We start from the raw sequence: 16,387 nt of genomic DNA, 5'->3' as shown, positions 1-16,387 counted from the left end.
GTTTACTAGCCTACCCTTCACTACCATGAGGTCTATTTTTTTAGCTTCGTTCCTGGTTTGTCTGAGCTTTTTTGCAAAGGCGCAGGAATACACGTATGCCAGCCCCGACGGCCTGCTTAATGTGACGTTTACCGTCGTCAACCCATGCGGTGGAGCTGGGAACAATGGCTATATCCAGATGAGGGTCAACGCCGCATCAAGTCCGGTTTCACTTATATTCATAGACGTGGATCCCGATGGTAACAACCCTCCGGGAATAGAAACAATGTATGATTACCCCAATACGGGCGCGGTTGGCGCTATACCGGTGGGCGGCACCTATATCCATTCCCCAACACAAAACCTGATTGCCAATGTGTCAAACTGGATCCTTCAGGATAGCGACAATCAAATTAACACCTATACGTTTGCAACGACCGGTCACAATCCGTTTACGATGCAGAATATCACCACGCCGGTTTCCATTACACCTACTCAGAACGACAACACGGTGTGTACCAACCCGGTAAACGGGCAGGTGCAAGGTGTTATTAACGGTGGCTCAAAGACAATCGGCCCGGGATCGTATACGTATAGATGGGAATCGGACAACGGCCTGGCCGGGCTGCCACTGACCGGTATAACAGATGGTACGACACCTTTGAACCTGGCTGCTCAGCTGGGTGTTCCCGGTTTACCGGGTGGCACATACACGCTGACTGTAACAGACCGCTACTCGCCCTGCTCGGCGGTACAGGCTTTTACGATCACCGATCCGTCACCCATAAAACAGAACCTCACGACACCATCGCCGCTGAACGTTTGTGTCAACGACCCGAATATCACGCTCAACCTGGATGATTCCGAGAGTGGTGTGAACTATACCATTTACCGGAACAGTACCGCGACGGCCAATACATTTCCGGGTACGGGAGCGGGGCTTACGATGACCTTCCCCAACACAGGATTTGTTGATGGCGACACCCTGAAGGTGCGGGCTGTCAATGGCTTTTGTACGCCGGTCTGGATGAACGGATATACCATCCTGCGGCTACGGCCGCTTCCAGATCCAAAACTTACCGGCCTGCTGTCGGTATGTCAGAACCAGACGTTGGTCGTGTATGGCACGGACGGTTTTAAAACAAATTATCAATGGACAGTTTCCGCCGGCGGCACGATTACAGCCGGTGGCGGTGTAAACGACAGTACCGTAACCGTTACCTGGAATACACCGGGCAACCAAACGGTGTCGGTGAACTACGAAGATATTTACGGTTGTACCGCGCTGACACCCAAGTCGGTGACGGTCAATGTACGCGCGCTGCCTGTTTTGGCCGAGCCGCAAGAGAAATCGATCTGTACGGGCGATGCCGCCGCATACGAGATCTTATTGAATCCGGCGAATACGCCGGCCGGTACGGTGTTTAACTGGGCTGACCCCGATGCTGGTGGCCAGGCTACGGCGGGTGTGAATGTGCCGATGGGCGCTGCCGGTACCATCCACATCAACGACGTGCTGACGAATCTCACCACGGACCAGACGACGGTGACATATATTGTTACGCCGTCGTACGGCAGTGGTCTGTCGTGTCCCGGTGACACGGTGCACGTGAAGATTCGTGTGAACCCCCGCCCGGTACTGGTGGATAACCAAGCGAAAGAGATCTGTGCCGACGAGGCCGTAGGATGGGAGATCAAATTGGCCCCGGCCAATAAACCCGATGGCACAACCTTCAGTTGGCCTGATCCGGATGGTGGTGGCAAAGCTACCGCCGGAACAAACGTAGCGATGGGTGCCGCGGGTACTATCCACATCAACGACATCCTGGAGAATGCAACAACGGCTAACATCGTCGTCAATTATATTATCACGCCCCGCGTGGGTTCGTGCAATGGCACACCCGACACAGTGAAGATCACGGTGAAGCCGCGCCCGGTGCTGGCCGACAACCAATTGAAGAACATCTGTGATAACGAGGCGGCAGCTTACCATATATTATTAAATCCTGCCGAGGAACCAGCGGGTACGGTGTATAACTGGCCCGATCCGGATGGCCCGACAGGCCCCGCTACCGCGGGTGTGAACGTAGCTATGGGTACGCCGGGTACTTTTCATATCAACGACGTACTGCGGAATACGGGTACGACGCCGATCGACGTGGTTTATGTCGTTACACCGAGCAACCCGCTGTCTTCTTGCGTTGGCGTTGCGAAGAATGTAACAATCCGTGTCAACCCAAAGCCGGTATTGGAGAATAACCAGGAAGTAGAAATTTGTGCCGGTGATAATGTAGGCTGGGAGATCAAGCTGGCCCCATTGAACGAACCTGCCGGCACAACCTTTAGCTGGCCTGATCCGGATGGACCCTCGGGACCCGGCACGGCACGTACCAATGTACAGGCGGATCCCGCCGGTACGATTCATATCAATGATCCGTTGACTAACACGGACCCGACCGACCTGAAGGTATACTATATTATTACTCCGACCGTAGGAAGCTGTGCCGGTATTGCCGACACGGTAGAAGTGACGGTACGTCCGCGCCCCGTGCTGGCGCTGAACCAGGCCAAGACCATTTGCGCGGATGACACCACCAAATACCATATATTATTGAATCCGGTCGACAAACCGGATGGTACTATATTCAACTGGCCTGATCCGGATGGCCCGACAGGCCCTGCCACGGCCGGGGTAAACGTGCCGATGGGTACGGCGTCGACACTCCACATCAATGACATTCTCAAGAATGACGGGCAAACAGCCATTCAGGTAACGTATGTTGTTACGCCGTCACTGCCGGGCGGCTGTCCGGGAACACCCCGTAACATCGTCTTTACCGTAAACCCGAAGCCGGTGTTGGCCGATAATCAAGCCAAGACCATTTGCGCGGGCACCGCCGCAGGGTACCATATATTATTGGATCCGGCCCAGCAGCCACTGGGTACAACCTACACCTGGGCTGACCCGGATGGTCCCGGTGTCGGCAATCCTGCTACCGGTCGTACCAACGTGGCGATGGGGAGTGCGGCGACGATCCACATCAACGATATTCTGACGAACGCTGACATTACGGGTGCCGACATCGTGGTGAACTATGTCATCTTTCCCCGTACCGGGGCGTGCGTGGGCGACGCCGATACGGTGGCAATCACCGTGAAGCCGCGTCCTGTGGTGGCTTCGGGCCAGCTCAAGACAATTTGTAGCGGCGAGGCGGCGAACTATCACATCAACCTGAACCCGTTGGACGTGCCACCGGGTACGGTGTTCAACTGGCCTGATCCGGATGGCGCAGGCCCCGCTACCGCGGGAGTAGATGTGCCGATGGGTACCGCCGGTACGTTTCACATTACCGACATTCTGACCAACAACCTTCCTACCAAGGTCAACCTGGACGTAGTATACGTCGTGACGCCATCACACCCGTCGGCAACGTGCCCGGGGGCTCCGCAGAACGTTACCATTCGTGTGCGTCCTGTGCCGGTCGTAGCGAATAACCAGGAGAAGGAGATCTGCGCGGGTGACGCGGTAGGCTATCATATTCTATTAACGCCGGCGGACAGACCGACAGGCACGAACTTCAGCTGGCCTGATCCGGATGGAGCCGGTCCGGCTACCGGTCGTACGAACGTGGCGATGGGTACAGCGGCAACGATTCACATTACCGACGCTCTGACGAATACAACAGGTGAAGATGTGGTGGTGAACTATGTGATCACGCCGCGCATTGGGACTGGACCGGGTGCTTGTGCTGGTGTTGCTGACACCATACAGATCACGGTGAAGCCGCGCCCGGTGTTGCTCGACAAGCAGGCGAAGACTATTTGCTCGAACGAAAATACAGCGTACCGCATTCGGTTAAATCCTGCGGAGCTGCCGGAGGGTACGGTGTTCAACTGGCCTGATCCCGATGGCACGGGCCCTGCTAAGGCGGGTGTAGACGTGCTGCTGGGCACAGCACCAACAACGCATATTAACGATGTTCTGGAAAACACCGGCACGGAACCGATCGAGGTGAAGTACATCGTGACGCCTTCGCTGCCGGGTGCTCCTGGCGACTGCCCGGGTGTTGCAGACACGATTGTCTTTACCGTAAGCCCCAAACCGGTGTTAGCGGCCAACCAGGCCAAAACCATCTGCGCCGGTGTTGCGGCAAATTATCGCATTCTATTAACACCGGCGGACAAGCCGGACGGTACAACCTTTAGCTGGCCTGATCCTGATGGACCTACCGGCCCGGCGACGGCAGGCGTGAATGTGCCGATGGCTGATGTGATTCACATTGCAGATATACTGCAGAATACGACGGCGGATGATATTATCGTGAAGTATGCCATTACGCCTTCGGTGGATGGATGTAACGGTGCCGTGGATACGGTGAGAATTACGGTGAAGCCCCGCCCGGTATTGAGGGATAAACAGATAAAAGAGATCTGCTCCGGCGACGCGGTAGATTATCACATCCTGCTCGATCCGGTGGATAAGCCGGCGGGTACGGTATTTAACTGGGCCGATCCGGATGGTGCCGGTGGCGGCACGGCCGGTGTGGCTGTATCGATGGGTACCGCGGCCACCTTGCATATTCAGGACGTATTGACAAACAATACCCAGGATTCGGTCGACGTACATTATATTATAACGCCATCACATCCGGCCAGTGGTTGCGACGGCGTTGCTGATACTGTAACGATCCGCGTACGCCGGATTCCGGTTCTGGCCGACGGTCAGGAAGTCGAGATCTGCAGCGGCGAGAACGTAGGGTGGGAGATCAAGCTGAACCCGATAGGGCGGCCGTTGAAAACAACGTTCAGCTGGCCTGATCCGGATGGCGCGGGCCCTGCTACCGCGGGTACCAATGTGCTGATGGGACCTGCCGGTACCATTCACATCAATGATGAGTTGAGGAATACTTCCGGTGAGCCGATTACGGTGAACTATGTTATCACGCCTTCGCGCGGCGGCTTGTGTGCCGGTGTGGCCGACACGGTAAAAGTTATCGTGAACCCCGGCCCCGTGCTGGCCGACAACCAATTTAAACAGATCTGTGCGGGTGATACCGTAAACTATCATATTATGCTGAATCCGGCGGAGCGGCCGGTGGGCACGGAATTCAACTGGCCCGATCCTGATGGACCGACAGGCCCTGCTACGGCCGGCGTGAATGTATCGATGGGTACAGCCGCGACGTTGCATATTAAAGATATACTCCAGAATACGACCGGAGCGTCGATCGACGTGCTCTATATCATTACGCCGTCAACCCCGGGCTTGACCTGTGAGGGTGAGCCGGACACCGTGGTGATCCGCGTGAACCCGATACCGGTGCTGGCCGATGGTCAGGAAACCGAGATCTGCGCCGGCGAAACGGTAGGCTGGGAGATCAAGCTGAACCCTGCCAACCAACCGCTGGGTACAACCTTTAGCTGGGCTGATCCGGATGCAGGCGGTCCTGCTACCGCGGGTACGGATGTGGCAATGGGCACAGCGGGCACGATTCACATCGATGACGAGCTGTCCAATCTGACGGATGAGGATATTGTCCTTCATTATATCATTACGCCTACTGTCGGTACGTGTGCCGGTGACCCCGATACTGTACAAGTGACGGTGAAACCTCGCCCGGTATTGCTGGACAAGCAGGCGAAGATTATTTGTAGCGGCGATACGGTTAAATACCGGATTCTGCTGGCGCCGCCTGATCTGCCGGGTACAACGCTGAGCTGGCCTGATCCGGATGGTCCTACAGGCCCGGCCACGGCGGGCGTGAATGTGCTGGCGAGCGACCTGCTGCACATCACCGACGTGCTGACCAACACTACGTCTGTGCCGTTGGTGATACGCTATATTGTAACGCCGACAGACCCTGCGTCGTCTTGCGCGGGCTTGGCGGACACGGTGTTGATCACGGTGAATCCGAAGCCGGTATTAGTAGCATTGCAGGAAACCGAAGTATGTAGCGGCGACGCGGTGGGCTATTCTATTCGTCTTACCCCGGCAGGTCTGCCGGCGACAACCGTCTTCAACTGGGCTGACCCCGACGGTACCGGCCCTGCCACGGCGGGTGCAAATGTGTCGGTAGGCGCCGTGGGCACCGTACACATCGACGACATGCTGGAGAACACCAATACGACGACGGACCTGGTGGTAAAATACTTTGTGATTCCTTCCGCGGACGGATGTACCGGCCTGGGCGATACGATCAAAGTAACGGTCAAAGCGCGCCCGGTGCTGGCTGACAACCAGTCGAAGGTGATCTGCAGCGGCGACACGGTGAACTACTCGATCCAACTGACGCCTGCCGATGAACCGCTGGGTACAACCTTTAGCTGGCCTGACCCGGACGGTGCAGGTCCTGCCACGGCGGGTACGGGTGTACCGATGGGCGCTCCGGGCACGATCCATATTAAAGATATCCTGACGAACATCGGCATCGCGCCGATCACCGTAACATACGTGGTAACGCCGGATAACGTGGCGGCTACTTGCGAAGGTATTGCTAAGAATATCGTGATCACGGTGAATCCTGCGCCGAATGCAGGGACCAATACGATCAAGGATGAATGTAACGATCAGAGCAGCTACGACCTGCTGGCGAACCTGAATGGTACCCCGGATACAGGTGGTACCTGGACGGACCTGGATGCCAGCGGTGCGACGATTACAGGCAATATTATTGATCTGACCAGTCTGTCGGGCGGCAATAGCTACCGCTTCCGCTACATCGTAGACGGAGGAGGTATCTGTAAACCTGATACTGCGGTTCTGACACTGAATATTCAAGATGCTCCGTACGCAGGTGATGACGGTGCCGGTACAGTATGTACCCTGGATACGGATTACAACCTGTATGATCAACTGGCGCCTGTAGAGCGTACGCCGGATACCAATGGTGCCTGGACGGATATCGACGGCAGCGGTGCGGTTATTACGGGCCATCGGGCTGACTTTACGGGTGTTGCCGTGGGCACGTATACCTTCCGGTACATCGTTCCGGCAACGACTGCCTGTGAGGCTGACACAGCCTTTGTGGAGATCGAAGTAATTGACACGGCACCGGATGCCGGCGATGACAACACAGAAGTGGCGTGTAACAACAACGGTGCCTACAACCTGTTGGACGCCCTCGACGGCACCCCGGATGCGGGTGGCATCTGGCGTGACCTGGATGGCGTGGGCCGTCCGATCGTAGCCAACGTTATTAACCTGACCGATGTGACGGCAGGCCAATATAGATTCCGCTATGTGCTGGACATCCCTGGCTGCGGTAAGGACAGTGCCTTGGTGACATTGAATATAAACGACGCGTTGAGCGCCGGCGACAGCGATACATTGCAAATCTGTAACGTAGCGGCTTCGGTGAATCTCTTTAATGGTCTGGGCGGTACACCGGATGCCGGTGGCAACTGGTCTGAATTGACTGCCTCGGGACGGCCTATCTCGCCTGCCGGCGTGGTGGACCTGACCGGTATTGCTCTTGGAACCTATCGTTTTAGATATATTGTAACCAACACAACGCCATGCGTGAACGACACGGCGGTGGTGACCATTGAGCTCGGTGCTCCGCCAGATGCAGGCAACGGTGGCTCTGTGCCGGCATGTAACAGCGACGATGCCTTCGACCTGTCAACAGGTCTCAGCAGTCCGCATGACACGAATGGTGTCTGGACTGATCTGGATGCTTCTGGTGGCGTAATCACCGGCAACCTGATCGATCTGACAACGCCGGTAGCCCCGGGTACCTATCGCTTTAAGTATAAAGTGAGCGCCATTGGCCCGTGTGTAGCGGATAGTACGATCGTGACCGTGGTGGTGAGCCCGGCGCCGAACGCGGGTGTGGGTGGTACAGACGATGTCTGTACATCAGAAGATGACTACGACCTGTTTGCCTTCCTGACGGGAAGCCCGGCGACGGGTGGTACCTGGTCAGCGGCACAGCCCGCCAGTGGTGCCGTTATTACCGGCAATACGGTAGATCTGCGTGGAATAACAGTCGCGGGGCTTTATGACTTCTTGTATATCGTAGACGGTGTCGGTGTTTGTAAAGACGATACGGCAACGGTGTCACTGAATGTGACCCTGGCTGCTGACGCAGGTCTTCCGGACTCTGTGACAGTATGTAACACGAACACAGCGTATAACCTGTTTACAGAAGGCCTGCAAGGTACTCCGGACACGGGTGGTACCTGGACAGACCTGGATGGCAGTCTTGCCGTGCTCAATCCTACGACCGGCGTGGTGAACTTTACCGGTGTTACGCCGGCGTTCTACCGCTTCCGTTACATCGTGACGGGTACGCTGCCGTGTCAGAATGATACGTCGGTTGTGACCGTGAAGCTTATCAATACGACACCGGATCCGGGTATTGATACCGAAAAAGACGTATGTAGTAGCGAGACGGCTTACAATATGTATGCAGCCCTGGACGGTACTCCCGACCCGGGCGGAGACTGGGTAGACGTGGATGGCAGCGGTGCTACCATCACCGGCGACCTGATTAACCTTACTAATGTGGCGACGGGTACTTATCACTTCCGCTATGAATTGGATGTAGCGGGTTGCGGTTCGGCCAGTGCGATACTGACCCTGAACGTGACCGAAGGACCGGATGCCGGCGACGACACGACAGCTCCGGTGTGTACAGACGATGCTGCCAGTGTAAACCTGATTGCCCTGCTGACCGGTTCGCCCGACGCGGGCGGTAGCTGGTTGGATGTGGATGCAACGGGTGTGCCGATTACACCCGCAGGTATTGCTAACCTGAGCAGCCTGTCGATCGGTACGTACCATTTCGACTACGTCGTAGCCGGAACGGGTCCTTGCAAAAACGATACGACACGCCTGACTATCGAGCTGAGCAACCCGCCGAATGCCGGCCAGGACAGCACGGTAGTTATGTGTACCACTGTAACTTCGTTTGACTTGTTTACGGCCTTGAACCCTGCTCCGACGTCAATAACCGGTACATGGAGAGAGATTACGACTTCGGGTGCACCCATCGCAAACGGTGTGGTGAACCTGACGGGTATCGTAGCGGGTAACTATGTCTTTGAATACATACTGCCGACAATAGGGACATGTGATGGTGATACAGCACGTGTAACCCTCGACTACCGCGACAACCTGCATGCCGGCGACGACAATACGGTTGCGCCTTGTAGCGACGATCCTGCTTATGATCTGTTTGCACATCTGCCGGGTGCGCCCGATGCGGGGGGTGTCTGGAGCAGCCCGAATTGGCCGAAGGTATTGCCGGCAAGCGGCGTGATTGATTTGCGCGGAACGGCGCAGGGTACCTATATTTTCCACTATATAATAGGGGCGGGTACAGCCTGTAAAGCCGATACTGCAACGATCACGATGAACCTCAAAGAGGCGCCGAGCATCGCAAACGCCGGCCCGGATCAGATCATCTGTAACTCGCCGATCGGTTTAGCGACGTTAGGGGCGATCAAGCCTACACCATTCTTTGGTACGGGTACCTGGGTAACGGTATCGCCGGGTGGTTTCCCGGTGAGCCCGAACGATGCTAATTCACAATTCATCGGTGCGGACGGTCGCTGGTTTATGGTACGCTGGATCGTGACCAACGGAACCTGTACGCCAAGCGTCGACACGGTGATCATCAACTTTAAAGCAAGACCGGAGGTAATAAGCCCTGTGACGGTTTGTCTGAACTCAACCGGTACGGTGAAGCTGAACGCTTCGGCTCCGGGCGCACTGAGCTACAACTGGTACCTGGTACCGGCTACTGGCCCCCGCGTGTTCTTGGACAATACAGCGGCTGGTGAGTTTCCTGCAGGTCCGGAGCTTGTTCGAACTGCAACGGGTAGCTTCACCTATGAGGTAACAGCCATGTATAATTGTGGTGGTACGTTCTCAGAGAGCGGCGCGACACCGATTACAGTCAACGTATCGAACTCCGGTTCGTGCGGTGGCAGCAATCCTGGCAATCCGGGCACCTGTCCTGGTCTGACTAAAATTAAGATTATCGAAACACTGCCCACATGTGACATACCTGACGGTGGTGGCTTTACATTCGTCCTGTCGGGTGTCTACGATGTGAAACTGGAGAACAAAAATACTCCGCCCGCGTTGCCCACGGCAGTAGGCCTGGAGCGTGGTGACTCGGTGATCTTCACCGGTCTGACGGCTGGCCGATACCTGTACACGATCTATACGATCGGTTCGCCGCTCGACACCTGTAAAGAACAGATCGAGCTCGAGCTAAAGCTGAAGACTACAGTAACGGTTGATAGCGTGCGCAACCTGAAGAATGTGACATGCTTTGGCGGTCATGACGGTAATGCTACGATCTATGCGCATGGTAGCGTAACGGGTCAGTACTACTTCACCTACGTGAAGAACGGTGTAGAATCCGAGCCGATGTTGTTCACACCGGGCGCACCTCTGCCGGGTGGACTGCCAGGTGATGACTTGGATGACATTATCGTGAAAGTGGATAACGCTCCGATCTTTACATGTCCTGCAACGATTCGTCTCCAGATACGGCATAACACGCCGGAGATCACGAGAGACTACGTGGTTACGGGTGCAACGTGTAACGCAAACGACGGTTCGATTACAGTCAACAATGTTGGCGGTGGTAGCGGTGCACCGTATACCTATTCAATAGATGGCGGTGCTTTCGGATCTGACAGCGAATTCCTGGAACTGGCCGGTGGTAAGCACTGGGTAACGATCCGCAGCGGTAGTTGCGAGCGCGTTGACACGGTGGACGTAACCTTCCCGGGCTTTGTTGACTTTGAGGTTAAACTGCCGATTAGCGATGCGCAGTGTACGAATAACGGTAAGAGTGGAAAGATCATGTTCGAGTTTAAAAACCCAGGTCTATACTCAGTCGGCCTCTCGAACGATCCTACTGTTGAGCCGGAGAAATATGTAGACGTGTTGGTGACGTCGTCGATGAATTCGACCATTACGATTGATACCTTGCGCTACGGCGACTACTATATCTTCGCCAAGACCAGCTCGGCGCTGTGCGCGACCCAGCAAGGGCCGTTCCTGATCCGCGGCGTGCAAGCTATCAGCTATGATATTTATACCGAGTGTAAGGACAACGTGGTACTGATGTCGCTCATCAACGTGAAGGGTGACCCTAATGCAAGCCTCGACATTCGCATCTTCCGCAAGTTTGGTAGTGAGGTGTTCTTCACTTCGGTGGCATTCGACGAAACGGTAGCATTTGATAAGCCGAGCCTGTATCCGTTCCTGACGATACCGGATGAATATGTGATCCGCGTAACACAAACAAACATGCTGTGTGGAATCATGGCAGCGGATCAACAGCCTTATGTCGTACATGAGTCGCTCTCCGCGCAAGTCGGCGAACGCACGAAGTCTTATCCGGACATCTTCAATGGCAAGATGGAAGTGGTCAACTTCTTTGGCGGTGTGGTGCCGTACGATATCCAGATCAAACTCGATTCGGCTGCTGTACCCGGTCAAACCTACGCAACCGACTGGGAAGAAGTGCTGTTGAACAGCAACCTGCAATACGAGAAGCAATACGATCACTTGCCGGCCGGTCGCTACTCAGTGATGGTGGCTGATTCGATAGGCTGCGCGATCGAGTTGATTGGCCGTGTGCCGCTGGATACGGACATCTATATTCCGAACATCTTCACGCCGAATGAGGACGGTATAAACGATCTGTTCTTCATCCGCAATCTGCCGGCAGACAACGGCGCAAAGCTGGTGATCAGCGATCGTTGGGGTAAGCAAGTGTACTCTTCCAACGCCTACCAGAACAACTGGGATGCAAAAGATATATCGGATGGTATTTACTTCTACCGCCTGAAGATCGGTAGCGGCGAGCCGCTGGCCGGTTGGGTAGAAGTGCTTCGTGGTACAAAGCCTTAGTAAATAGTAGATAGTAATTAGTGAAAAAAGAAGGCTGCCCAAAAGGCAGCCTTCTTTGTTTTGAATGTTTGTGTCGTTAATTATTATAACGTGGAGAGGAACTGTAGCGTATCGACGCGGTCGGCATAGTCCCACACTTCGGGGAACTGTGCCTGGCCGAACGGCACAGTAGCGCCTGGGGCACGACCGACAATACACTGAAGCTTGTCGGAATTTTCCGCCAGGTTTGCGGCGAGTGCTTCCGGAGTTTTATAGTGTTCGTAGTATACGACGGAGATAGGGGAGACCTGCCGGGTGCTTTCATGTAACATCAGGAAGCCGTTGTCGAGGAATGGCGTAATATTGACGAGCATGATCGACTTTTGATAGTCGTAATTGTTACAATACTTGTGATGATGTATGATGTCGCGGTGCGCATCGAGCGATGGGTAGAAACGATCGAACGTGTAGCCGTCGGGGACCAGCAGTTTGGAGACGTTGCGACAGCCCAGGCCGAAGTAGCTGAAGATGTCGGTGCCCAGCGCGCCAAGCTCGGCTTCGGTTTCATCACCTTGAAGGATCGCGACGGACGTCCGGTTCTTCCGAATGATGTGTGGGTACTTGCTAAAGTAATAGTCAAAGTAGCGTGCGGAGTTGTCGCTGCCCGTGGCGATGACAGCCTGAAAGTCTTTTAGCTGCTCGGCGATTTGCACCTGTGCATGGAGCGCAGGCGAGATGACGGCCAGGGTTTCGAGCATATACTTAGGCAACGCCGCGTCTTTCGAGCTGAGCTTAATGAGCGCACGGTGGCCGCTGATCAGTACGGCAAGTAAGTCGTGAAAGCCAACGAGCGGAATGTTGCCGGCCAGTACGAGTGCGACCTGGCGGGAAGTACCTGGAAACGAGTACGGTGCAACCCATGTACGAAGTTTGCTTTCGTCGAGCATCCGGATGATGCCGTCGAGTGCCATGCGCACATTGTCTTGTGTGAACCAGGGATTTTCACGCGATGCGCGATCGGCGACCGACTGAAATTCGTCGTGGGTCAGATCTTTGAGATGGGTGCCCAATGTTGCGAGGGCATGTATTCTTTCTTCGATGTTCATGTTGTGTGAGGCCGCTTACGGGGGGCAAAAGTAGGGAAAGCAGCGCAAAGCAGCGTGTCGGAAATACCGCACAAACGTAAGCGAATTGAAAATACGCGCGAATTCCTACTTAAAAAGTGGATATTCGCTAAACTTTTATAAAGGGGTCTCCGTTTTACGGATGAATCGTTTATTTTTGTATTTGTAACGGACCAAAATTAGAAGGCATGGCTATTATTATCACGGACGAATGTATCAACTGCGGTGCATGCGAGCCGGAATGCCCCAACACGGCGATCTATGAAGGCGGCCGCGAGTGGAATTGGGCTGGGGGCACGAAGCTGGAGCAGGTTGAGTTGGAAGACGGGTCGGCTGTTGATGCCAAAGACCCGCAGGCACCGGTATCGGAAGAGTTTTATTATATCGTGGCAGGCAAGTGTACCGAGTGTACGGGTTTCCACGAAGAGCCGCAGTGTGCGGCGGTATGTCCGGTAGATTGTTGCGTACCGGATCCCGACTATGTGGAGACTCCCGACGAGCTGGTAGCCAAGAAGGTTTGGTTGCACCAGGAGATTGCGGCGTAAGGCTGCTTCGTATACCGTATTGAAGATTCGTTAATACCCGCGGCGGTGGCATAAAGCAATCGCCGGGTATTAACGAATTTTTGTTTTATACCTAGCGCATATTGGCGCGCTTGATCAGGTAGGTTTGTAGAATAAGGTTGAAGTCACTTTTGACATCGGCTTCGATAAAGTCGATCTTGTATTGGTTGCATCGCATCTTGAGCGCTTTGTAAAAACGGCCCGCTTCGTCCTGATAGGTTTGCTTGACATCGGCCGGATTAAGCTTTAGTTTCTCGCCCGTTTCCAGGTCGACAAACTCCAACGGCCTATCTTCAAAGCTGAAATACAATTCCGTTTGGTTATCCATCACGTGAAAGACGACCACCTCGTGTTTGTTATGCTTGAGGTGTTGCAACGCCTTGAATAACTCGTCGGCACTTTCGGCCGAATCGAACATATCGCTGAAGAGAATAACAAGGGAGCGCTTATGAATTTTTTCGGCTACTTCATGCAGTACCCGGGCCACGTTTGTATTGGTGGGTGTTTGCGGCTTGCGTTGTTCGAGCTCATTGAGCAACCGGAGTACTTTATTCAGGTGTGTGGGTGTAGACTTTACCGGTGTTAGCTCGTGTACTGTGTCGGAAAACAGGCATAAACCAACGGCATCGCGCTGGCGATTTAGCAGATAGGCCAGGGCAGCCGAAGCATATTTGGTGAATTGGATTTTAGCCTGGGTAGCCGCCGGATAGAACATCGACGCCGATACGTCAATGGCAATGAGACAACGCAGGTTGGTTTCCTCCTCGTAACGCTTGGTAAACAACCGGTCGGTGCGGGCATATACTTTCCAGTCCAGGTGACGGGTGCTTTCACCCTCGTTGTAGAGGCGGTGCTCTGCAAACTCGACCGAGAAACCGTGGTAGGGGGACTTGTGGAGCCCTGTAATAAACCCTTCTACTAACTGGCGGGCAAGCAGTTCGAGACTGGTGTGTGGGTTAATTTTTGTCAGATCTACCTTCACAGTGCTTGGAAAAACGAAATATTGTTCAGTATATTGGACTTGTTATCAAATAAAATTTGATGTCCTGACCGGAATCGTTAACGAAATATGATGGGTTAGTTTTGTAATAAAGACCCAAAGTACTAACTTAGTTCGAACCAAACTTAAACCTAACCTTAAATTTGACGGATTGTGGAAGAAAACAAGACAAGCGGTAGAGATGAGATCTACTCAACGAAAGTAAAGGCCGGCAAGAGGACGTATTTTTTTGATGTGAAGTCTACCCGTTCCAACGATTATTACCTGACAATCACAGAGAGCAAGAAGCGTTTTAAGGAAGATGGTTTTTCGTATGAAAAGCACAAGATCTTTCTGTATAAGGAAGACTTTAATAAATTTTTGGAAGCGTTGACCAGCACCGTAAATCACGTAAAGCAAGAGTTAATGCCGGATGTGGATTTCACACAATTCGATCATCCGCACGAGCATGAGCACGAGCACGAAGAGACAGCCACGGCGGGTGCGAAACCTTCGTCGCTGGACACTGAGCTTAAATGGGATTGACCTTACCTAACCCCGAACCTATAATAACCTGGGAAAGCCCCTGCATACGCAGGGGCTTTTCTTTTTGTCTCGGCGGGCGATTGTTATATTTGCGGCCTTAATTAAGAGAATCAATACCATGGGACTTCAATGTGGGATCGTAGGACTACCAAACGTAGGCAAATCGACGCTTTTTAATGCTATTTCTAACAATAAGGCAGAGGCGGCCAATTTCCCCTTTTGCACGATTGAGCCAAACGTAGGCGTGATTTCCGTACCCGATCTCCGGTTGAAAGTGCTGGAGGAGCTGGTGCAACCGGAACGCGTTGTTCCGACCACCATCGAGTTTGTGGATATTGCCGGCCTGGTGAAAGGCGCCAGCAAAGGAGAGGGCCTGGGCAACCAGTTCCTGGCCAACATCCGCGAAGTGGATGCCATTGTACACGTGGTACGTTGCTTTGAGAACGACAACATTGTGCACGTTGACGGCCGGGTAGATCCGGTGGCCGATAAAGAGATTATCGATACCGAACTGCAGTTGAAAGACCTCGAGTCGGTAGAGAAGAAAATAGCGCGTGTAGAAAAAGCGGCGAAAGCAGGCGACGCAAAGTTGAAGAAAGAACTGTCGGTGTTATTGCAATACAAGGAAACCTTGTTAGAGGGTAAAAATGCACGCGCGCTGCAAATCGACGAAGAAGATAAAAAGGCAGTGGCTGATCTTCAGCTGCTGACAGCCAAGCCGGTGATCTATGTAACAAACGTAGAGGAAGAGTCTATCCACACGGGCAACAAACACGTAGACGCTCTGCGCAAACACATACAAGGTGAGAATGCCGAGGTAGTGATTATCAGCGCGGCGATTGAAGCGCAGATTGCCGAGTTAGAAAGTGAAGAGGACCGGGCTGTTTTTCTGGCTGAATATGGTTTGAAAGAGTCGGGTTTGAACAAGTTATTGCAGGCTTCATACCATTTGCTAAACCTCGCCACCTACTTCACAGCCGGTGTAAAAGAAGTGCGGGCATGGCCTATAAAAAAAGGCTGGAAAGCGCCCCAGGCAGCCGGTGTTATTCACACCGATTTCGAGAAGGGGTTTATTCGTGCAGAGGTTATAAAATTCGCTGATTATCAACACTATAAAACGGAGCAAGCCTGCAAGGAAGCCGGCAAGATGTCGGTAGAGGGGAAAGAGTATGTAGTAGGTGACGGCGACGTGATGCATTTCCGGTTTAACGTGTAAAGTTTTCTTTGCGGAAAGCAGTGAAAGCTTCCTGTTTTTTCTTAGCTTTATAAACCGCTCACCCTCAGTATAGAGCGCGTTTTTTAAATTGGTTAATTTTTTAACCCCCAGGCTAAATTTTTG

General features: G+C 53.7%; 6 protein-coding genes. 4 read left to right on the top strand and 2 right to left on the bottom strand.

The genetic code is table 11. From position 1 onward, the window contains the following. Nucleotides 1-25: 25 nt before the first annotated feature. Entirely contained in the window at nt 26-11,857 is an 11,832-nt protein-coding gene (locus KK062_RS10045) for a PKD-like domain-containing protein (RefSeq protein WP_254084157.1), read from the top strand. An 83-nt stretch (nt 11,858-11,940) separates the two neighbouring features. Here KK062_RS10045 and KK062_RS10040 read toward each other — a convergent pair whose 3' ends face one another. Continuing rightward, complete coding sequence (locus KK062_RS10040; RefSeq protein ID WP_254084156.1) at nt 11,941-12,942, bottom strand: acyl-CoA reductase; 1,002 nt, start codon at nt 12,940-12,942, stop codon at nt 11,941-11,943. Nucleotides 12,943-13,148: 206 nt separating this feature from the next. Between KK062_RS10040 and KK062_RS10035 the strand changes: the two genes are divergently transcribed. After that, nucleotides 13,149-13,505 (top strand): 4Fe-4S binding protein, encoded by a 357-nt coding sequence (locus KK062_RS10035; RefSeq protein WP_254084155.1) that lies wholly within the window; start codon nt 13,149-13,151, stop codon nt 13,503-13,505. A gap of 91 nt (nt 13,506-13,596) precedes the next feature. Here KK062_RS10035 and KK062_RS10030 read toward each other — a convergent pair whose 3' ends face one another. Continuing rightward, nucleotides 13,597-14,505, bottom strand: coding sequence for a DUF58 domain-containing protein (locus KK062_RS10030; RefSeq protein ID WP_254084154.1), 909 nt, complete (start codon nt 14,503-14,505; stop codon nt 13,597-13,599). Between the two features lie 171 nt (nt 14,506-14,676). Between KK062_RS10030 and KK062_RS10025 the strand changes: the two genes are divergently transcribed. Together KK062_RS10025 and ychF are read left to right on the top strand one after the other, a co-directional pair. Beyond that, complete coding sequence (locus tag KK062_RS10025) at nt 14,677-15,048, top strand: DUF3276 family protein (protein ID WP_254084153.1); 372 nt, start codon at nt 14,677-14,679, stop codon at nt 15,046-15,048. A 118-nt stretch (nt 15,049-15,166) separates the two neighbouring features. Continuing rightward, nucleotides 15,167-16,264 carry a redox-regulated ATPase YchF gene (gene ychF / locus KK062_RS10020; protein WP_254084152.1) on the top strand — a complete coding sequence of 366 codons (1,098 nt, stop codon included), beginning with the start codon at nt 15,167-15,169 and terminating at the stop codon, nt 16,262-16,264. Nucleotides 16,265-16,387: the final 123 nt, after the last annotated feature.

The organism is Dawidia cretensis (genome assembly GCF_018598175.1).
In the GTDB taxonomy this organism is placed as follows: Bacteria; Bacteroidota; Bacteroidia; order Cytophagales; family Cyclobacteriaceae; genus Ohtaekwangia; species Ohtaekwangia cretensis.
This window is presented reverse-complemented; position numbering and strand designations above follow the sequence as displayed.